The following is a 21047-nucleotide window of genomic DNA, read 5'->3' as shown; positions in this document are numbered from 1 at the left end:
GAGAAACAAAAATATACATCTTTCTCAACGCAGAAAATCATATATTGGCATTGTATAATGTTAACATAGCCAAAAATAACCGTCAACGTTTTTTTGATTTTATGATATAATATCCTTTTTTCTTTTCTACAACTTCGACTTCAGAAAATACTTCCTCTAGTTTCTTCAGTGCAGATGGTGCACCTTGCTTCTTTTGAATAACAATCCACAACTCTCCACCTGGAACTAAATACTCTACAGCCTTTTCTAAAATCTCATGCACGATATCTTTACCTGCACGAATTGGAGGATTAGATAGAATAGCAGCATACATACCATCTACATTTTCATAGACGCTACTTTGAAAAATGCGTACATTTCCAATTCTATTGTTAGCGGCATTTTCTTTCGCAAGCTCAAGCGCCCTTTCATTCACATCCACCATGTGAACTTTACGGTCTTGAAACTCTTTCGCCAACGATAAACCAATTGGTCCATATCCACAACCTACGTCTAATATATCACCTTTAATATCTGGCACTTGAAACGCTTCAATTAAAAGACGAGAACCAAAGTCCACTTCGTTTTTCGAGAACACCCCACGGTCAGATAAGAAAGTAAATTGAGATCCACGAAGTGTAAATTCCCATCGTTTACGATCACTTTTACTAGAAGGGTCGTTAGAAAAATAATGGTCTGCCATATGGCCACCTCTTTTCTTTACAGTTAAAAAAAAAGCTCGCATGAGAGCGAGCTTTTTTTAAAGCATCAAAAGTTAATTACTTAACTTCTACAGCAGCGCCAACTTCTTCAAGTTTAGCTTTCATTTCTTCAGCTTCCTCTTTAGAAACGCCTTCTTTGATTGCTTTTGGAGTGTTGTCAACTAATTCTTTAGCTTCTTTTAAGCCAAGACCAGTGATTTCACGTACAGCTTTGATAACTTTGATTTTTTGAGCGCCAGCACTTGCAAGTACTACGTCAAATTCAGTTTTCTCAGCAGCAGCTTCACCAGCGCCACCAGCTACAGCTACAGGAGCAGCAGCAGTTACGCCGAATTCTTCCTCGATAGCTTTTACTAAGTCGTTAAGTTCTAATACAGTCATAGATTTAACTGCTTCAATGATTTGTTCTTTAGTCATTGTAAATATCCTCCCTTAAATAGGTTTGTATTGTTTTATAGATAACAAGTAATTATCTTTTAAAAAATTAAGCGCCTTGCTCTTCCTTTTGTTCTGCAACTGCTTTAGTAGCAAGTGCAAGGTTACGGATTGGAGCTTGAAGAACGCTAAGAAGCATAGAAAGTAAGCCTTCACGTGATGGAAGAGTAGCGATAGCTTTAACCTCATCAAGTGTTACAAGTTTACCTTCGATTACACCAGCTTTAATTTCTAAAGCTTCATGTTTTGTAGCGAAGTCGTTTAATACTTTCGCAGGAGCAACTACATCCTCGTTACTGAACGCGATTGCGTTTGGTCCTGTTAAGAATTCGTTTAACTCAGCCATTTCAGCAGACTCTGCAGCACGACGAGTTAAAGAGTTTTTGTAAACTTTGAACTCAACGCCAGCTTCACGTAAGTTCTTACGTAATTCTGTTACTTCAGAAACTGTTAAACCACGGTAGTCAACAACGATTGTAGATTTACTTTCGCGAAGTTTGTCCGCGATTTCAGTTACAACTTGTTGTTTAGTTTCGATTACTTTGCTCATGTTATTACACCTCCTGTAGATTATATAGAAGATGTACCGAAAGTGCACTAAAAACCTCCATGCCCAACTTGTAGACATGGAGGCATATAGTCACAGAAAAAAAATTCCGTTTCGTATATTAACACCTAGGTAGGAAATTAAGTCTATTGACACCTACTGTCTACGGTACACTAATTAAATTCACAACATAAATGATTATATAAAAACTTCTTTATGAAGTCAACTTCCAAATTTTACGCTAATGTAGAAACGTCTACACGTACGCCAGGTCCCATTGTAGAAGCAACTGTTACGTTCTTCATGTAAGTACCTTTTGCAGCAGCTGGCTTAACTTTTTGTAAAGTGTCAGCAATTGTTCCGAAGTTTTCTACTAATTTAGCATCTTCGAAAGATACTTTACCGATTGGAACGTGGATGTTACCAGCTTTATCAACGCGGTATTCAACTTTACCAGCTTTGATTTCGTTAACAGCTTTAGTTACATCGAAAGTAACTGTTCCAGTTTTAGGGTTTGGCATTAAACCTTTAGGTCCTAATACGCGACCAAGTTTACCAACTTCACCCATCATGTCAGGAGTTGCTACTACTACATCGAAATCGAACCAACCTTGTTGGATTTTACCGATGTAATCAGCATCGCCTACGAAGTCAGCTCCAGCAGCTTCAGCTTCTTTAGCCTTTTCACCTTTAGCGAATACTAATACACGTTGTACTTTACCAGTACCGTGTGGAAGAACAACTGCACCACGGATTTGTTGGTCAGCTTTCTTAGGGTCAACACCTAAACGGAATGCAACTTCTACAGTCGCATCAAATTTAGCTGTGTTTGTTTTCTTTACTAATTCTACTGCTTCTGTTGCAGAGTAAGCAGTTGCACGATCAACAAGCTTTGCAGCTTCTACGTACTTTTTACCTCTTTTAGCCATTTTTATTTCCTCCTCGAATGTGGTTTTAGCGGAATAACCTCCCACGTTTACGCTTATTTTCAGGTATAACCTGAGGATGCGCGCCATCCATTTATTTAAAAACGATAATCATTTACGATAATAAAGGTTGCGAATTGGAATTCCAGACCCGCAACCTTTTTTAAAAACAAATCGAATTAGTCTTCGATAACGATGCCCATACTGCGTGCAGTACCTTCAACCATACGCATTGCAGCTTCTACACTAGCAGCGTTTAGGTCAGGCATTTTAGTTTCAGCGATTTCGCGTACTTTATCACGCTTAACAGTTGCCACTTTATTACGGTTTGGTTCACCAGAACCAGACTCAATACCAGCTACTTTCTTAAGAAGAACAGCAGCAGGAGGAGTTTTAGTAATGAAAGTGAATGAACGGTCCTCAAATACCGTAATTTCAACAGGGATGATAAGACCAGCTTGATCAGCTGTACGAGCGTTAAACTCTTTACAGAAGCCCATGATGTTAACACCTGCTTGTCCTAATGCTGGACCAACTGGTGGAGCTGGGTTAGCTTTACCTGCAGGAATTTGAAGCTTTACCATTTTAATTACCTTTTTAGCCACGAGACACACCTCCTTAAGTCCGTGATGTGGTCAATTGGACAGTGATTTGCCCTCCCACGTCATATTTTATCTGTAAGGATAAAATCTTTCAAAAAACGTCTCCGATAACGAAGACGTACTGACTTAAAAGATATTATCACTTTTTACAATTCATTTCAAGTTTCATTTTATAATTTTTCAATTTGATGGAAGTCAAGCTCAACTGGAGTCTCGCGACCAAACATGTCCACAAGCACGCTAACCTTTTTCTTCTCCACATCAATTTCTTCAATAGCACCTGTATAATCTGCGAATGGCCCCTCATTTACACGCACTGTCTCATGAAGTTCAAAGTCGAAATCAACCACTTCGTTGTCCATTCCCATATGCTTCATAATGGTAACCACTTCTTCTTCTAATAGAGGTGATGGTTTAGATCCAGAACCAGAAGAACCAACGAACCCAGTTACACCTGGCGTGTTACGTACAACATACCAAGAGTCATCAGTCATGATTAACTCTACTAATACATAACCTGGGAACACTTTTCTTTTCATTAATTTTTCTTTACCGTTTTTCATTTCTACTTCTACTTCTTCCGGGACAACAACACGGAAAATTTTATCTTGCATACCCATTGATTCTACACGTTTCTCTAGGTTTGCTTTTACTTTATTTTCATATCCAGAATAAGTATGGACAACATACCAACTTTTTTCCATTCATTTAGGACGAGCGTCCTTCCCTCCCTGACGTACATTTTTTTGCGCAAATGAAAAAACCCGTTCACCGGGCTTTTACACAGTTCTTATAAATAACATTATATCATGGATAAGTGCTTCTTATTCAAGAATTAACCAAGAATTAACCGAATTAAAGAAGAAATGCCCATATCAACCACTGCGAAGAAAATCGCAAAGAAGACAACTGTAGCGATAACAGTCGCTGTTGAACGGAGTAATTCATCTTTTTTAGGCCAACTTACTTTTTTCATTTCGCGACCTACATCGCCGAAAAAGTTCGTTAAACGCATCTACGGGACCTCCAGTGTATTATTTCAATTATTTATTTTGTTTCCTTGTGAACTGTATGCTGATTGCATGTTTTACAAAACTTCTTTATTTCAAGTCGCTCTACTGAGCTCGTATCTTTCATCGTAGAGTAGTTTCGATTTTTACACTCTTCACATGAGAGTACAACTTTTTTTCTCATTAGTTACACCAACCTTGTAACATTATGTCCCTAAAAATGTATCATACAACAAAAGACAATGTCAATGACATGCCTTTTGCACTCTCTCCAAAAAGAAAACAGGTGATTTTTTACACCTGTAGCATTTGTTATGAATTTAAAGTGGTACTCTCTCTCATTTCCATATATCGTTCCAATTTCCGCTTCACCCTCTGTAAAGCGTTATCAATAGATTTCACATGTCTGTTTAACTGTTCCGAAATCTCTTGATAAGAACGACCATCCAGATATAAAGAAAGCACTTTTCTTTCTAAATCGCTTAATAATTCAGATATTTTAGATTCTATGTCTGTATATTCTTCCTGACTTATAATCATTTCTTCAGGATCCGTTACCTTCGCTTCCGAAATAACATCTAATAATGTCCGATCAGATTCCTCATCATAAATCGGCTTATCTAAAGACACATATGAATTTAACGGAATATGTTTTTGCCTTGTTGCTGTTTTAATAGCGGTAATAATTTGCCGAGTGATACACAGTTCAGCAAATGCTTTGAATGAAGACAGCTTGTCCTCTTTATAATCACGAATCGCTTTAAACAATCCAATCATACCTTCTTGAACAATATCTTCTCGATCGGCACCCACTAAGAAATAAGATCTTGATTTCGCGCGAACAAAGTTCTTATATTTGTGAATCAAATATTCTAGAGCGTCAGTATTACCTTTTCGAACTAACTCAACGATTGCCTCATCCTCTAAATCACGAAATGTAACGTCGCCTACACTTACGAAGCCTGCTTCCACCTTGATCCCTCCGACCGCTATTTATTTAGCAATATTATACAGTAAAAAGATAAAGAGCGTCAATGCTTCAACGCTCTCCTCTTCTTAATTTTTCTAATTTTTCTGTAATATCTTTACTAAATATCTTTCGCATGGCGGGTTGCTTTTCTTTTGTGTCTTGTGTACGCCTTCTTACTTGTTGCTCCATCGCTTGTACTTCCAACTCCAATTCACGTGCAGATTTCCGAAGAGCACCTTGCGCAAATATAACCCATTGTTCCGTATAATCAGAAGTCGCAACATATATTTGCGTATTTATATTTCTAAGCTCAATCGCAAGCTGCTCTATCTTTTCATCTGCAGTTTGATTCTTCCTCGTGAATATGACTTCCACACGCGATTGTTTCATCTTTTTTTCAATACCTTGGACTGTATAAGCATCAAAGACTATCATTACCTTTGTACCTGTGTATCCTTGGTAATCCGCCATCTTATCAATCAGTGCATCTCTTGATGATTGCAAATCTACATCCCGTAGTTTCTTCAAGTCTCCCCAAGCTCCGATAATGTTGTAACCGTCAACGATTAAAATATCGTTCATTTTTTATTTACCAATTTCGTGACGCTTACGATATACCTCATACATTAACAAACTTGCGGCTACTGAAGCATTTAAGGATGTAACTTTACCGACCATCGGTAAAGTAATTAAGAAATCACATTTTTCACCAATAATACGACTCATACCTTTTCCTTCACTTCCAATTACTAATCCAATTGGCATTTTACCATCTAAATTACGGTAATCCGTTTTCCCTTTTGCATCTGTACCAGCAATCCAAAGTCCACGTTCTTTTAATTCATCGATTGTACGAGATAAATTCGTTACACGTGCAACAGGAATATATTCAATTGCTCCAGTCGATGCTTTCGCAACTGATGCAGTAAGTCCCACAGCTCTTCTTTTCGGAATAATAATTCCATGAGCTCCTGTTGCATCCGCCGTACGCATAATAGAACCTAGGTTATGCGGGTCTTCGATTTCATCTAAAATTAAGAAGAACGGATCTTCGTTACGCTTCTCTGCCACTTTAAATAGATCTTCTAGCTCAGCGTATTGATATGCAGCCACTTGAGCAATTACACCTTGATGGTTCCCCTCAACTAATTGATCTAACTTCTTCTTTGGTGCATGTTGTAAAATAATCTTATTTTCTTTCGCTAGTGCTAGTACAATTTGTATTTGTCCTTTGGCAGCACCTTCCGCGATCCAAATTTTATTAATATCTCTTCCTGAGCGTAACGCTTCAATTACAGGGTTACGTCCGATAATATATTCACTACTCATGATGATGTGCCCCCTTCCTTTTCTTCTAAAACAGCAATTGCCTTATATACAATTTCGTCTAATCTTTCACGATTATTTAATAAGTGATGATAGCCAATTAACGCTTCAAAGGCTGTACTATATCGATATGTTTGTACATCAGTATTTTTCGGGACAGTACCTGAATTTGCATTACGCCCTCTTCTTAGTACCGCCTCTTCTTCCTCTGTTAAAAATGCTGTCTCTAATAAATGATAAACAACTTTCGCCTGTGCTTTTGCCGAAACAAAGCTTGTCCCTAATCGATGCAATTGATTAGGACGAACTTTCCCTTTTTGAAGTAGGTGATAGCGGATATATTGTTCATATACCGCATCACCCATATATGCTAACGCTAAGCTGTTTAATTGCTTTGCATCAATCATTCTTATCCTCTTTTCCATCTTGTACCTTGAGCGGTATCTTCTAAAATAATATTACGGTCTTTTAAATCATCGCGAATTTGATCCGATAACGCAAAATCACGATTTTTACGAGCTTCAATGCGCTTTTGAATAAGTACCTCAATTTCTTCATCAAGCAACTCTTCTTGCGCTAATTCTAACCCTAAAATATCAAATAATGTTTCAAGTTGTTTTACGTATGCTTCAATTACAACTGTAGACGTATGTTCTTCCAGTAAATATTGATTTGCATGATTTGCTACATTATATAACTCAGTGATTGCATTAGCAGTGTTGAAGTCATCATTCATTGCTTCTTCAAATGCAGTCTGGAATTTTTCCAGTTCCGCTAACCATTTCTCATTATGATCTGTTAAATCAGTACTACTTTCCATACGGTGTTTTAAATTACCGTAAGCCGTTTTAATTCTTTCCAGTCCATTATTTGTGCTTTGTAGTAAATCTTCACTGAAATTAATTGGGTGACGGTAATGTACCGATAGCATAAAGAATCTAATTAGCTGTGGATCATATTGCTTAATGATATCGTGAACTAAAATGAAGTTCCCCAGTGACTTAGACATCTTCTCATTATTAATATTAATATATCCATTGTGCATCCAATAACGTGCAAATGTTTTTCCTGTTAATGCCTCAGACTGCGCAATTTCATTCTCATGATGAGGAAATGCCAAGTCTTGACCACCAGCATGAATATCGATTGTATCTCCTAAGTATTTACGCGCCATTGCCGAGCATTCAATATGCCAGCCTGGACGACCTTTCCCCCAAGGGCTTTCCCAGAAGATTTCTCCTTCTTTCGCAGCTTTCCATAAAGCAAAATCAAGAGGATCTTGTTTCTTTTCTCCTACTTCAATGCGTGCACCGTGACGTAAGTCGGCGATTGGTTGATGCGATAATTTACCGTATCCTTCAAATTCCTTCGTTCTAAAGTACACATCACCTTCTGATTCATATGCATATCCTTTATTCACAAGTTCTTGAATAAATTCAATAATGATATCCATATTTTCCGTTACACGCGGATGAACTGTTGCATGTTTGCAACCTAGTGCCGTTACATCTTCAAAATACGCTTCAACGAAACGGTCAGCAATTGTCGGCACATCTTCACCTAATTCATTTGCTGCTTTAATTAATTTATCATCTACGTCAGTAAAGTTAGATACATACTGCACATCATACCCTTTATATTCTAAATAACGGCGTACCGTATCAAATACCATAGGTGGTCTTGCATTCCCAATGTGAATATAGTTATAAACTGTAGGTCCACACACATACATCTTTACCTTATTTTCTTCTAATGGAGTAAACTCTTCCTTTTGACGCGTTAACGTATTATAAATGTGAATAGTCATTTTTATCCTTCCTTTCTACCTTTACTTCAAGTTGTTTTTTCAATTTATCAAGTTCTACTTCCATGACCTTTAACTTATCAAAAATTGGGTCTGGAAGGTCAGAATGATTTAATTCTTGACCGATCTTTACTCCATTTTGAATAACGACTCGGCCAGGTATACCTACAACTGTAGAATGTGCAGGCACTTCTTTTAATACGACAGACCCTGCTCCAATTTTAGAATTCTCTCCAACTGTAATAGAACCTAGTACTTTAGCACCTGTTGCAATTAATACATTATCCTGAATTGTAGGGTGCCTCTTCCCCTTTTCTTTACCCGTACCACCTAATGTAACACCTTGATAGATCGTTACATTATCACCAATCTCGCACGTTTCTCCAATTACAACCCCCATTCCATGGTCTATGAAAAAACGACGACCAATTGTTGCTCCTGGATGAATCTCAATACCAGTAAAAAAACGACTAACTTGTGAGATCCAACGTGCAATAAAGAAGAAATTCTTTTTATAAAAAGCATGTGCAATTCGATGGGCCCAAACTGCATGTAATCCAGAGTAAGTCAAAATGACTTCAAAATAACTTCTTGCCGCTGGATCCTGTTCAAAAACGACTTCAATATCTTCCCGAAGCCTCTTAAACATCGACGCTCCCTCCCCTTTATGGGCTGCTTTTTCGAGTGAACTAACTCCCTACTTATCCCCCTAAATTTTTATACACGGGGATAAAACTTATACTCATATCCACTTTTACGGTATAAAAAAGACGCCTCTGTCATATTGACAGAGACGCCTTATAAGCGCGGTTCCACTCTGTTTAGGCTAAAGAAAGCCTCAAACTCATCTATGATAACGGTTTACACCGCTTCTGCTTACTTTACGCCCTAAGACGTTTCACAAAACAATTCGCTGTTCAGCAGAAGACTCGAAGGGGCATTTCAAAAATCCGCTTATAAACCACTTCCAGCCTAAAGGTGGTTCTCTCTGTAAAAAGCCTGATTTTCTACTTCTCCTTCTCGTCGCTTTTCCTTATTAGGTTTTAAGTATACTTATTATATTTCTAAATCTAGAAAATGTTAACCAATTACTTTTTGAAGACGATTTAAAACTTTTTCTTTTCCAAGAAGTGCAATAGCATTAGGAAGCTCTGGGCCATGTGTTTGACCAGTAGTTGCAACACGGATTGGCATAAATAAGTTTTTACCTTTATGACCTGTTTCCTTTTGCACTGCTTTAATAGCCGCCTTAATTGCTGCTGGTTCCATCGCTTCTAGTGCTTCTACTTGACCCGCAAATGCACGAAGTACTTCTGGTACTTGTTCACCTTTTAATACTTCTTGTCCTTCTTCTTCATAATCAACATGATCTTTGAAGAACATTTCAGAAAGCTCTACAATTTCAGCTCCAAAACTCATTTGTTCATGATATAACGCAATTACATCACGAATCCAAGCTTGTTCTTGTTCACTTAAAGTTTCACCTATACGTCCAGCTTTCACTAGATGCGGTAAACTTAACTCTACCACCATATCTAAGTCTTGCTTTTTCATATATTGGTTGTTCATCCATTTTAGTTTTTGAGAATCAAATAATGCAGGCGATTTTGATAAACGAGCTGCATCGAACATTTTGATAAACTCATCTTGAGAGAAGATTTCCTCTTCTCCTACTGGCGACCAACCTAATAGTGCAATAAAGTTAAAGATTGCTTCTGGAAGATATCCAAGCTCTTTATATTGCTCAATAAATTGAATAATAGATTCATCACGCTTACTTAACTTTTTACGGCTTTCGTTTACAATTAAAGTCATATGACCAAATTGCGGAATATCCCAACCGAAAGCTTCGTAAATCATCATTTGTTTTGGCGTATTTGAAATATGATCATCACCACGAAGTACATGTGTAATCTCCATTAAGTGATCATCTACTGCTACCGCAAAGTTATAAGTTGGAATTCCATCTTTTTTCACGATAACGAAATCACCGAAATCATTTGAATGGAATGCAACTTCATCTTTTACGATATCTTTAAACGTGTAGTCGCGATCAACCGGTACACGGAAACGAATACTCGGAATGCGGCCTTCAGCCTCAAATCCCTTCATTTGCTCCTCAGTTAAATCACGGTGGTTTCCAGCATAACGCGGTGTTTCACCACGAGAGATTTGACCTTCACGCTCTGCTTCTAGCTCTTCTTCTGTCATATAACATTTGTAAGCTAAACCGCGCTCTAATAAATCTTCATATAATTTTTTATAAATATCTAAACGCTCTGTTTGACGATATGGTCCAAATTCACCACCAACATCAACACCTTCATCCCAGTCCATACCGAGCCATTTCAAGTATTTTAATTGGCTTTCTTCTCCACCAGCAACATTACGTTTCACATCAGTATCTTCAATACGAATAATAAACTTACCATCTTGATGACGAGCAAATAAATAATTAAATAATGCCGTACGCGCATTTCCGATATGTAAGTGTCCTGTTGGACTTGGCGCATAGCGCACTCTCACTTGCTTTTCCATAATTGGTACACCTTCCATTCTTAATGTCAACACATTCTATAATTGTACACCAAAAAAATGTGATTATCCATCTTACGAATTAAAAACCATTATTTTTTCTGTAATAAAACAACTGCTTGAGAAGCAATTCCTTCTTCTCTACCTGTAAATCCTAATTTTTCTGTTGTTGTTGCTTTTACATTGATATTGTCAATAGACGTTTCTAATAGTTCACTAATACGTTTACGCATACTTTCAATATGTGGTGCCATCTTTGGCTTTTGAGCAATAATTGTACAATCTAGATTCCCTAACTCGTAACCTTGCTCACGTACAAATTCCCAAACTTTTTGCAGCAATACAGCTGAATCAGCATCTTTAAAAGCAGGATCTGTATCAGGGAAATGCTTTCCAATATCCCCAGCTGCAATTGCACCTAAACATGCATCCGCAATCGTATGTAACAATACGTCTGCATCTGAATGACCAATTAATCCTTTCTCATGAGGAATTGTAATTCCACCAATAATTAACGGTCTACCTTCCGCAAACTCATGCACATCAAAACCTTGTCCAATTCGAAACATTTTTTACATCCTCCTCAAGCTAAACTACAGAGCTTTATGATTCTATATTATATTGCTATCCTTATAAAGAAAAGCCCGGCTGTTGCCGAGCTTTTTTTCGCTATAATCATCAATGTCATTTCTTTTGAACATGAAGGAAACTTTCAGCAATTAATAAATCCTCTGGAGTCGTCACTTTAATATTATAGTAACTCCCCTCTACTACACCTACTTGCTTCCCGATACGTTCTACGAGGCTTGCATCATCTGTACCAAGGAAACAACCCTGTTTTGCACTTCTATGAGCTTCTAACAAAAGAGAAACAGCGAACCCTTGTGGTGTTTGTACAGCTTTAAGCTGAGATCTTTCTACCGTTTCGACAACGATACCCTGCTCTACTTTCTTAACTGTATCTTTCACTGGTACCGCACAAATGGACGCTCCATATTTTTCCGCTGCAGTTAATACATCTTGAATCACTTTTTTCGTTACAAATGGACGCGCGCCGTCATGTACAAGAACATACTCAACATCACTAGTATGCTGAATGGCGTTATATACACTATCTTGTCTTTCGGCTCCGCCCTGAATAAATTGTACTGGCTTTTCAATTGGATACTTCTGCATTAATTCTTCAAAATACGGACGTTCTTCTTCGTTAATGGCCATAATAATACTTTTGCATGCTTTATCTTTTTCAAAAGCACGTAACGTATGCACAATAATTGGTACTTCATTAATAAGTAAAAACAACTTGTTTTTACCAGCACCCATCCGCTTACCTTGACCAGCTGCTGGAATAATTAATGTATACATATTAATAATCCTCTACTTATAATGCTTTTTCTAATAATTTACGTTTGGCGAAAATCATACGCCCAGCCGATGTTTGTAACACACTAGTAACGAGCACATTGAGTTGTGAACCTACATATTCTCTACCATCTTCTACTACAATCATCGTGCCATCATCTAAATATGCAACACCTTGATTTTGTTCTTTTCCATCTTTGACAACATAAACACTCAGTTCTTCACCTGGGAGTACAACAGGTTTAATTGCATTAGCTAAATCGTTAATATTTAACACCGTTACCCCTTGTAATTCCGAAACTTTGTTTAAGTTGAAATCATTCGTTACTACCGTTCCACCAGTGATTTTCGCCAACTTTACAAGTTTGCTATCCACTTCTTGAATATCATCGAAATCGCCTTCATAAATTTCTACCGGAATTGGCATCTCTTTTTGAATACGATTTAAAATATCTAATCCTCTGCGACCACGATTACGCTTTAAAGCATCAGAAGAATCGGCAATGTGCTGAAGTTCTTCTAACACGAATTGTGGGATCACAATTGTTCCTTCTAAAAACTTTGTTTGGCAAATATCAGCAATACGCCCATCAATAATTACACTCGTATCGAGAATTTTCCAATGAGTTGTAGATTCTTCTACCTCAGTTTCTTCATTCTCACTATTATTATTTTTCTTCTTCCCACGTTGTGGTAATGTAAATAATCCTAGTAATTCATTCCTCTTTTTAAACCCTACTTGGAATCCTAAATATCCAAGTAAAAGAGTAAAGAACACTTGCAACACTGTACTAATAACTGGAATTGTAAATTCACGAATTGGTATTAAAATTAAATATGCAACAATAAGACCAGAGATTAATCCTAATGTACCAAATAAAACATCCGCTACAGGCGCCTTTACAAGAGCCTCTTCAATATGCTTAATAAGTTGAACAATATAATCTACAAGCCAAAATGTTGTTAAAAATAAAATAATTGCACCAATAATTGCACGAACATACGATCCTTCCAATAATGGAACAGCACCGATGTCTAATACATTAATAACTTTTGGGATTAAGTAAATCCCTAACGCTCCGCCAATTACTAGAAAGAAGAGCTGTACAATCCGTTTTAACATCGAACCACCTCCTACTCATTATTAACCATTGTTTCGCTAATCAAAACGCCGAATGCAAAAGCGGACGTGTTTTTTTTTTATAAATAGTTTTATTTACCAATATACCATATCATATACCAAAAATGTTCTAGTGTCGTTATATTATGGAATCAATGTAATATTCTTAATTGTGTCTACTCATATAGAGATGCTCTTGGATTCTTTTTAGGCCTTCTCGTATTTTCTTCGCCCTGACTTCTCCAATTCCTTCCACATCATCCAATTCATTAATAGTTGCTCGACAAACACCTTGCAAAGTCTTAAATCGATTAATTAAATTTTCAATGATAAGTGGCGGAACGCGCGAAATTTTGCTCGTGATTCGGTATCCTCTCGGCGTCACACTTTCTTCTAAACTCATTTGTCCTGGATAGCCAAGCAATTTAACTAAATCGCTATCCTCTAGAAGTTGTGTATTCGCAAGATCTTGTAACTTTTTCAAAATTTGATGATGGTCTTGTGTTTTTTCTTGATAATAATCTTTAATTAATAACGCTGCCTCTGCCTCTAAATCAGCTAGTAGTTCTGTAAGTTGTAAACGAATTAACCTACCTTCCGTTCCTAGCTCATGAATATAGCTCAATATTTCATTTTTAATCCGCAGTACCATTTCAACACTATGTAACACATGAACCACCTCGGACATTGTAACGACTTCTTCAAATTCTAGAATGCCCAAATTCGTAATACCATCATTCCATACAGCCTTATATTTTTCTAACGTTTGAATAGCTTGGTTTGCCTTTGTTAAAATAACACCTATATCCTTTAGTGTATAACGTAAATTCCCTTGATATAGTGTAATTACGTTACGTCTTTGTGAAATAGCCACAACAAGACTACCTGTCTGCTTTGCTACACGCTCTGCCGTCCGGTGGCGCATACCTGTTTCAATAGAATCAATAGATGCCTCTGGAACTAACTGTGCATTTGCAATTAAAATTTTACTTCCAGTTTCATTTAAAATAAGTGCCCCATCCATTTTTGCTAATTCGTATAAACTAGCAGGAGAGAATGCACAATTAATGTGAAATCCCCCATCAACAATACTTTTAATTTGTTCATTATACCCAAGAACAATTAGTCCCCCTGTTTGTGCGCGAAGCACGTTATCTATCCCTTCGCGCAGTGGTGTTCCTGGGGCCACGAGCTGTAAAATATTAATCATGCTTTTGACACGTTGCTTGTTTTCTTCCATAGCCTAGCCTCCTAATGTCAAACGAAGCGCTTCCCCTAAATTAGATACACCTACTACCTCAATCCCATCCGGAATTGTCCATCCCCCCAAATTTTTTCTAGGAATAATAGCACGTTGAAATCCTAATTTAGCTGCTTCTTGTACACGTTGTTCAATTCTTGATACTCTTCTTATTTCTCCAGTTAATCCTACTTCTCCTATTACTGCATCAGTTGGTGGCGTAGATTTATCTCTAAAACTTGAAGCAATACTTAAAGCCACAGCTAAATCAATTGCTGGTTCATCTAATTTCAAACCACCTGCTACTTTTAAATATGCGTCTTGGTTTTGCAATAATAAACCTGTTCTTTTTTCTAGCACTGCCATAATAAGCGATACACGGTTATGATCAATTCCCGTCGCCATTCTTCGAGGGTTTCCAAAACTAGTAGGGGAGATTAATGCTTGTATTTCTACTAAAACCGGTCTTGTTCCTTCCATTGAGGCAACTACTGTTGATCCTGCGACTCCAACGGGTCTTTCCTCAAGAAAAATTTCAGAAGGGTTTAAGACTTCCGCAAGACCAAGCTCTTTCATTTCAAAAATACCCATTTCATTCGTGGAACCAAAACGATTCTTCACAGCTCGCAAGATACGATATGTATGATGACGATCTCCTTCAAAGTAAAGAACTGCATCGACCATATGTTCTAACATACGAGGTCCTGCAATTGCCCCCTCTTTTGTTACATGTCCGACGATAAAAATAGGAATTCCTTTCGTTTTTGCAAGTTTCATTAATTCCGCTGTACATTCACGTACTTGCGCTACACTTCCTGGGGCTGACGTCACTTCAGGTAAATGTATCGTTTGAATAGAGTCAATAACAACAAAAGCTGGATTCATCTCTTCAATGTGCGCTGCAATTCGCTGTAGATCAGTTTCTGCTACAACAAATAGATTACTACCCTTTACATGCAAACGATCTGCACGAAGTTTAATCTGCTTTGCTGACTCCTCACCTGATATGTATAGTACATCATATGAAGAATCTGCTAATTGCGATGAAATTTGTAATAACAATGTTGATTTCCCGATCCCAGGGTCTCCACCAATAAGTACTAAGGATCCATCTACAATCCCACCACCAAGTACACGGTTAAACTCTTGGAATTTCGTTTCAATACGTGCCTCAGATTTTGTTTCTACTTCTGTTAGGCGTCTTGGTTTTGTTACTTCCGATTGAATTGCATTGGCATAATTAAGCCGTCTTGATGATACAACCGGTTCCATCTCTTCAACAAGCGTATTCCATTGACCACAACCAGGGCATTTCCCCATATATTTTGGTGACTGATAACCACACTCTTGACATGTGAATTTTGTTTTCTTTTTAGCCATATCGTTTTATATTTCACTTCACTTTCATCTATAAACAGTTTATCCTTCTCGTACAAGAAAGAGGGCTATCTCGTAGCCCTCTTAGTTTGTCTATACTTATTTTACCTTTTCAGCGCTATGAATGACAAATGATTCCCCTTCAACATCAAAGATAACTTTTTGTCCTTTCTCAATAGCACCTTTTAAAAGTTCTTCCGATAGTCTATCTTCTACATGTTTCTGAATTGCTCTACGAAGCGGACGAGCACCATATTCTCGGTCAAACCCTTTATCAGCAATGGCTGAAATCGCTCCTTCTGTTAAATGCAATTCAATCTCTTGCTCTTTTAAGCGCTTCACTAACTGATTCACCATAAGTGTTACAATCTCTTGAATATGTTTTTTCTCAAGCATATGGAACACGATAATTTCATCAATACGGTTTAAGAACTCTGGACGAAATGCCTTTTTCAGTTCATCCATTACTTTACCTTTCATATCTGAATAATCGCGGCTCTCATCTTGCACGTTAAATCCAAGATGTTTATTACGTTTTAACGCATCTGCACCAACGTTAGATGTCATAATAACAATTGTATTACGGAAATCAACTGTACGCCCTTTAGAATCCGTTAAGCGACCATCTTCTAATACTTGTAGTAAAATGTTAAACACATCAGGATGAGCTTTCTCTACTTCATCTAATAGGACAACTGAATATGGCTTACGGCGAACCTTTTCTGTTAATTGTCCACCTTCTTCATATCCAACATATCCTGGAGGAGATCCAACTAAACGAGAAGTCGAATGCTTCTCCATGTACTCAGACATATCGATGCGAATCATTGCATCCTCATCACCGAACATAGATTCTGCTAATGCTCTTGCTAGTTCTGTTTTACCTACACCTGTTGGTCCTAAGAAAATAAATGAACCAATCGGACGTTTCGGATCTTTCAATCCTGCTCTAGCACGACGAACAGCTTTCGCTACAGCTACTACCGCTTCATCTTGACCAATAACACGGTTGTGAAGAATGGATTCTAAGTTTAATAATTTATCAGTCTCTGTTTGTGCAAGTTTAGAAACCGGTATACGAGTCCACGTAGAAACGACATTTGCAATATCTTCTACTGTCACTTCTGAGTTTTCTTTTCCTTGTTGCTCTTTCCATTGACGCTTCGTATCTTCTAACTTTTCACGTAAGCGTTGTTCCATATCACGTAAGGAAGCAGCTTTTTCAAATTCTTGACTTTGCACAGCTGCATCTTTTTCTTTTCTAATTTCCTCAAGTTTTACTTCAAGCTCTTTTAGATTTGGTGGTGTTGTATAAGAGCGTAAGCGAACCTTTGAAGCAGCTTCATCAATTAAATCAATTGCTTTATCTGGTAAGAAACGATCTGTAATATAGCGGTCTGAAAGCTTTACAGCTGCATCAATTGCATCATCTGTAATAGATACACGGTGATGCGCTTCGTAACGATCACGTAAACCTTTCAAGATTTGAGTTGATTCGTCTAAACTTGGCTCATCAACGTGAATTGGTTGGAAACGTCTTTCTAAAGCCGCGTCTTTTTCAATATATTTACGATATTCATCTAAGGTTGTCGCCCCGATACATTGTAACTCTCCGCGTGCTAAAGATGGTTTTAAAATGTTCGATGCATCAATTGCACCTTCTGCTCCACCTGCACCAATTAATGTATGAAGTTCATCAATAAATAGAATAATGTTTCCAGCTTGACGGATTTCATCCATAACTTTCTTTAAACGATCTTCAAATTCACCACGATATTTCGTTCCAGCTACAACTGTACCCATATCTAGTGTCATAACACGCTTATCTCTTAATGTTTCAGGAACTTCATTATTTACAATTTGTTGTGCTAATCCTTCTGCAATTGCCGTTTTACCTACACCAGGTTCTCCAATTAATACAGGATTGTTTTTTGTTCTACGACTTAAAACTTCAATTACACGTTGAATTTCTTTACCACGACCGATAACAGGATCTAGACGGTTTTCACGTGCAACAACTGTTAAATCACGTGCTAAGCTATCCAGTGTCGGTGTATTTGCATTCGTTGAAGAACCACCTTGGTGACCTGAACTTGCTTCATTACTTCCAAGAAGTTGCAATACTTGTTGTCTTGCCTTATTTAGGCTAACGCCTAAGTTATTTAAAACACGTGCTGCTACACCTTCACCTTCACGGATTAAACCAAGTAAGATATGTTCTGTTCCAACGTAAGAATGACCTAATTTACGAGCTTCATCCATAGACAACTCAATAACCTTTTTAGCACGCGGTGTATAATGTACAGTTTGAGAAGCTTCTGTTCCGCGTCCAATTAACGCTTCTACCTCTTTTTGAACCTTCTCTGGACTTAACCCAAGAGCAATTAACGCTTTTGCTGCAATTCCTTCCCCTTCGCGTACAAGCCCAAGTAAAATGTGTTCTGTTCCAATATTATTATGCCCAATACGAATTGCTTCCTCTTGAGATAAAGCTAATACTTTCTGTGCTCTTTCTGTAAATCTTCCAAACATCATAGAAATCGCCTCCTACTTGCGCTTAGTTTTTTTCAATACGTAATCGCTCACGGATTAAGGTTGCTCTTCGATAATCTCTTTCTTCTGGTCCTAAAGGTCCGCCTGCATATTGTTGTAAAATGCCTGGTTGTGTAAGAACCATTAGCTCAGTCAAAATATTTCTCGATACACCTTTTATATATCCTAAATCAATACCAAGTCGTACATCTGATAAGCAAGTGGCCGCTTCTGCAGATTGAATTAACCGACTGTTTGCTAGTATGCCATAAGAGCGATAAACCTTATCTTCAAGCTCAATACTTGAATTTTGTACAATTAATTCTCTAGCCATTTTTTCTTGCTGTATGATTTGTTGAATGACACTTTTTAAATCTGCAATAATATCTTCTTCAGATTTTCCTAGCGTCATTTGATTTGACACTTGAAATATATTACCTAACGCTTCGCTACCTTCACCGTATATTCCTCTTACTACTAACCCTAATTTTTGAATTACTTGTATAATGCGGCTAATTCTTTTCGTTAAAACGAGTCCCGGTAAGTGAATCATTACGGAAGCCCTCAATCCTGTACCAACGTTAGTAGGGCAGCTCGTTATATATCCAAGTGATTCATCAAAAGCATATTCAACCTCTTCCTCTATCCAATTATCTATTAGATTGGCACTTTGAATGGCCTCTGATAACTGTAACCCTGAAAATAAGCACTGTATCCTAATGTGGTCTTCTTCATTAAGCATAACACTAATATGTTCGCTTTCTGATAATAGACATGCTCCATATTCTGTTCCTGCAAGGTTAGGACTAATTAAATGCTTTTCAACTAATACTCTCCTTTGAAGAGGCGTTAATTCATTCATTTTTAATAGTTCAAAATCTCCAAAAGGTTCTACCGTTTTATTTATAAATTCCTTTTTAAATAATTCATGAATCTGTCTAGCTTCTCCTTCGTTTTGCATAGTAGAGAATTGATATTTTTTAAAATTACGAGCCAAACGAATTCGACTACTTAAAACAATATCAGAATCAGGGCCATCCCCCTTCATCCATGGACTAATCGCTTCATTCATAATTTTGTCCAGTGACATAGAACTATTCCCCCTCTCTATGCTCACTAAGCTGATTTTCAAGACCTCGAATATTATCCCTTACTTCAGCAGCTTTCTCAAACTCCTCTTTCTGTACGTATTGTTTCAGAATGAGTTTTAGTTCATCTAATTCTTTCTTTAAGTGAAGATTTCCTTCTATACGTTCCGGAATTTTTCCACAATGATCTGTATGTCCACCGTGCAGACGTTTTAATAATGGCTTTAAATGTTCCTTAAATGTATCGTAACAAGAAGCACATCCAAACCGTCCCACCTTTGTAAATTGCTCATATGTCATCTTACAATCTGGACACCTTAATATACTTGTATTCGAAAGCCCGTTTTGTCCTTCTTCAAACATTGTTGATTCACCGTGTAATAACCCAGCAAATAAATCATGGAATGAAAAGTTAGACTGCGGTGATTGAAAGAAAGACGTATAGCCACTTTGTTCTGCACATTGCTCACAAAGATGAACTTCCGTCTTCTTTTCGTTGATTACTTTTGTATAATGTAAAGTTGCTGGTCTTATATTACAGTTTTGACAAGTCATCACTATCCCCACCTTTACAATAGGAACGATCTATCTGATAGTACTTTTCATACATTACTAGATTGTTCACTTTCCTTTACTTGTTTAAATAAAAGTGCGTGTTCTTTTTTCAAAACCTCTACAATATTTAACTGCCTTATCTCTTAGTTATTATTCTTTTACAAAAGCTATATTTATTTATATTTCAGTGTTCTTAACATTGCGCATAATATTCGAGCCCTAAGTTCATCTCGAGAAGGAACATCCATTGATAATACAGAACGATCTAGTACACTTAACATAAGTTTAGCTTCACGATTTGTTATGATTCCCTCTTCTATTAAACGTATAATCATACTCTCTGCATTCCCTTGCGCAACGCTATGATCAATCATATGAAGCATTTGATCAATCATGTCTATATCGTCATGCAGTTTGACTTTTATAATGCGAATGTAACCTCCTCCACCACGTTTACTTTCTACTACAAATCCTCTTTCTATCGTAAAACGGGTATTGATTACATAATTGATTTGAGATGGTACGCACTCGAATCGATCCGCAATCTCATTTCTTTTGATTTCAATCACATTATTATTACTTAAGTCAATAACTTGCTTTAGATATTGCTCAATGATATCAGATATATTTCTCATTTATCCGCCACCTTTATTGACTTTGACTATCTTTGACTTTAATTATATACGTATTAATAAAATTTGCAACTCTTTTGCTTATTCACTATCCTAGCCACATTCCCCTGTATTTAATCAAAATAATAATTATTTAAACACATTTTTTAATTACTATGGATTATAAAAGAAAACACGAAAAAACACGAGTCATTTGACTCGTGTTTAGTTGCTTGGCGACGTCCTACTCTCACAGGGACAAGGTCCCAACTACCATCGGCGCTAGAGAGCTTAACTTCCGTGTTC

The 21047-nt window shown here is 37.2% G+C and carries 24 protein-coding genes and 2 other annotated features; all 24 genes read right to left on the bottom strand.

The genetic code is table 11. The features are described from left to right. Positions 1–82: 82 nt before the first annotated feature. The 24 genes from AC1Q8N_RS27470 to ctsR all read right to left on the bottom strand — a co-directional run bounded on the left by AC1Q8N_RS27470 (position 83) and on the right by ctsR (position 20765). A complete protein-coding gene (locus AC1Q8N_RS27470) occupies positions 83–682 on the bottom strand; it encodes a class I SAM-dependent methyltransferase (RefSeq protein ID WP_048543031.1) in 600 nt (199 codons plus the stop codon). Positions 683–758: 76 nt separating this feature from the next. Then, positions 759–1118: a 50S ribosomal protein L7/L12 gene (rplL, locus tag AC1Q8N_RS27465; protein ID WP_000159737.1), complete on the bottom strand. Its 360-nt coding sequence runs from the start codon at positions 1116–1118 to the stop codon at positions 759–761. A 67-nt stretch (positions 1119–1185) separates the two neighbouring features. After that, positions 1186–1686 carry a 50S ribosomal protein L10 gene (rplJ, locus tag AC1Q8N_RS27460; protein WP_000048721.1) on the bottom strand — a complete coding sequence of 167 codons (501 nt, stop codon included), beginning with the start codon at positions 1684–1686 and terminating at the stop codon, positions 1186–1188. A 39-nt stretch (positions 1687–1725) separates the two neighbouring features. Continuing rightward, positions 1726–1870: a sequence feature (ribosomal protein L10 leader region), on the bottom strand. 49 nt (positions 1871–1919) lie between these two features. Continuing rightward, complete coding sequence (gene rplA, locus AC1Q8N_RS27455; RefSeq protein ID WP_002096939.1) at positions 1920–2612, bottom strand: 50S ribosomal protein L1; 693 nt, start codon at positions 2610–2612, stop codon at positions 1920–1922. 176 nt (positions 2613–2788) lie between these two features. Continuing rightward, positions 2789–3214 (bottom strand): 50S ribosomal protein L11, encoded by a 426-nt coding sequence (rplK, locus tag AC1Q8N_RS27450; RefSeq protein ID WP_001085872.1) that lies wholly within the window; start codon positions 3212–3214, stop codon positions 2789–2791. Positions 3215–3381: 167 nt separating this feature from the next. After that, entirely contained in the window at positions 3382–3915 is a 534-nt protein-coding gene (gene nusG / locus AC1Q8N_RS27445; RefSeq protein ID WP_000415794.1) for a transcription termination/antitermination protein NusG, read from the bottom strand. A 131-nt stretch (positions 3916–4046) separates the two neighbouring features. Then, positions 4047–4226 carry a preprotein translocase subunit SecE gene (gene secE / locus AC1Q8N_RS27440; protein ID WP_001241321.1) on the bottom strand — a complete coding sequence of 60 codons (180 nt, stop codon included), beginning with the start codon at positions 4224–4226 and terminating at the stop codon, positions 4047–4049. Between the two features lie 32 nt (positions 4227–4258). After that, complete coding sequence (rpmG, locus tag AC1Q8N_RS27435) at positions 4259–4405, bottom strand: 50S ribosomal protein L33 (RefSeq protein ID WP_002070160.1); 147 nt, start codon at positions 4403–4405, stop codon at positions 4259–4261. A gap of 128 nt (positions 4406–4533) precedes the next feature. Continuing rightward, entirely contained in the window at positions 4534–5193 is a 660-nt protein-coding gene (locus AC1Q8N_RS27430; RefSeq protein ID WP_000387198.1) for an RNA polymerase factor sigma-70, read from the bottom strand. A gap of 67 nt (positions 5194–5260) precedes the next feature. After that, a complete protein-coding gene (locus AC1Q8N_RS27425; RefSeq protein WP_000997888.1) occupies positions 5261–5773 on the bottom strand; it encodes an NYN domain-containing protein in 513 nt (170 codons plus the stop codon). A gap of 3 nt (positions 5774–5776) precedes the next feature. Continuing rightward, a complete protein-coding gene (gene rlmB / locus AC1Q8N_RS27420; protein WP_000093757.1) occupies positions 5777–6520 on the bottom strand; it encodes a 23S rRNA (guanosine(2251)-2'-O)-methyltransferase RlmB in 744 nt (247 codons plus the stop codon). Further along, entirely contained in the window at positions 6517–6924 is a 408-nt protein-coding gene (locus AC1Q8N_RS27415) for a Mini-ribonuclease 3 (protein WP_000564263.1), read from the bottom strand. The genes rlmB and AC1Q8N_RS27415 overlap by 4 nt, the downstream gene beginning before the upstream one ends. A 2-nt stretch (positions 6925–6926) precedes the next feature. Further along, positions 6927–8324 (bottom strand): cysteine--tRNA ligase, encoded by a 1398-nt coding sequence (cysS, locus tag AC1Q8N_RS27410; RefSeq protein WP_000152265.1) that lies wholly within the window; start codon positions 8322–8324, stop codon positions 6927–6929. Continuing rightward, on the bottom strand, positions 8305–8970 hold the full coding sequence (gene cysE, locus AC1Q8N_RS27405) for a serine O-acetyltransferase (protein ID WP_000476500.1): 666 nt from the start codon (positions 8968–8970) through the stop codon (positions 8305–8307). Before cysE ends, cysS begins: the two co-directional genes overlap by 20 nt. 137 nt (positions 8971–9107) lie before the next feature. Further along, positions 9108–9354, bottom strand: a binding site (T-box leader). Positions 9355–9401: 47 nt separating this feature from the next. Continuing rightward, entirely contained in the window at positions 9402–10859 is a 1458-nt protein-coding gene (gltX, locus tag AC1Q8N_RS27400; protein ID WP_000415158.1) for a glutamate--tRNA ligase, read from the bottom strand. Positions 10860–10948: 89 nt separating this feature from the next. Next, a complete protein-coding gene (gene ispF / locus AC1Q8N_RS27395; protein WP_000488386.1) occupies positions 10949–11425 on the bottom strand; it encodes a 2-C-methyl-D-erythritol 2,4-cyclodiphosphate synthase in 477 nt (158 codons plus the stop codon). Positions 11426–11540: 115 nt separating this feature from the next. Next, entirely contained in the window at positions 11541–12221 is a 681-nt protein-coding gene (ispD, locus tag AC1Q8N_RS27390; protein ID WP_048543026.1) for a 2-C-methyl-D-erythritol 4-phosphate cytidylyltransferase, read from the bottom strand. A gap of 16 nt (positions 12222–12237) precedes the next feature. Further along, a complete protein-coding gene (locus AC1Q8N_RS27385; protein WP_000919686.1) occupies positions 12238–13341 on the bottom strand; it encodes a PIN/TRAM domain-containing protein in 1104 nt (367 codons plus the stop codon). Positions 13342–13504: 163 nt separating this feature from the next. Continuing rightward, a complete protein-coding gene (gene disA, locus AC1Q8N_RS27380; protein WP_000392165.1) occupies positions 13505–14578 on the bottom strand; it encodes a DNA integrity scanning diadenylate cyclase DisA in 1074 nt (357 codons plus the stop codon). Between the two features lie 3 nt (positions 14579–14581). Beyond that, positions 14582–15958, bottom strand: coding sequence for a DNA repair protein RadA (radA, locus tag AC1Q8N_RS27375; protein WP_048543024.1), 1377 nt, complete (start codon positions 15956–15958; stop codon positions 14582–14584). A gap of 96 nt (positions 15959–16054) precedes the next feature. Beyond that, a complete protein-coding gene (gene clpC / locus AC1Q8N_RS27370; RefSeq protein WP_000971181.1) occupies positions 16055–18490 on the bottom strand; it encodes an ATP-dependent protease ATP-binding subunit ClpC in 2436 nt (811 codons plus the stop codon). Positions 18491–18512: 22 nt separating this feature from the next. Next, a complete protein-coding gene (gene mcsB / locus AC1Q8N_RS27365) occupies positions 18513–19577 on the bottom strand; it encodes a protein-arginine kinase McsB (RefSeq protein ID WP_048543022.1) in 1065 nt (354 codons plus the stop codon). Between the two features lie 4 nt (positions 19578–19581). Next, positions 19582–20130 (bottom strand): protein-arginine kinase activator protein McsA, encoded by a 549-nt coding sequence (gene mcsA / locus AC1Q8N_RS27360; RefSeq protein WP_000128404.1) that lies wholly within the window; start codon positions 20128–20130, stop codon positions 19582–19584. Positions 20131–20303: 173 nt separating this feature from the next. After that, the gene (gene ctsR / locus AC1Q8N_RS27355; protein WP_001244556.1) at positions 20304–20765 is read right to left on the bottom strand and encodes a transcriptional regulator CtsR; all 462 of its coding nucleotides are present in this window, start codon (positions 20763–20765) and stop codon (positions 20304–20306) included. Between the last annotated feature and the right edge of the window lie 282 nt (positions 20766–21047).

The sequence above is a fragment of the Bacillus sp. GW823-FHT06B01 genome (genome assembly GCF_058952315.1).
This window is presented reverse-complemented; position numbering and strand designations above follow the sequence as displayed.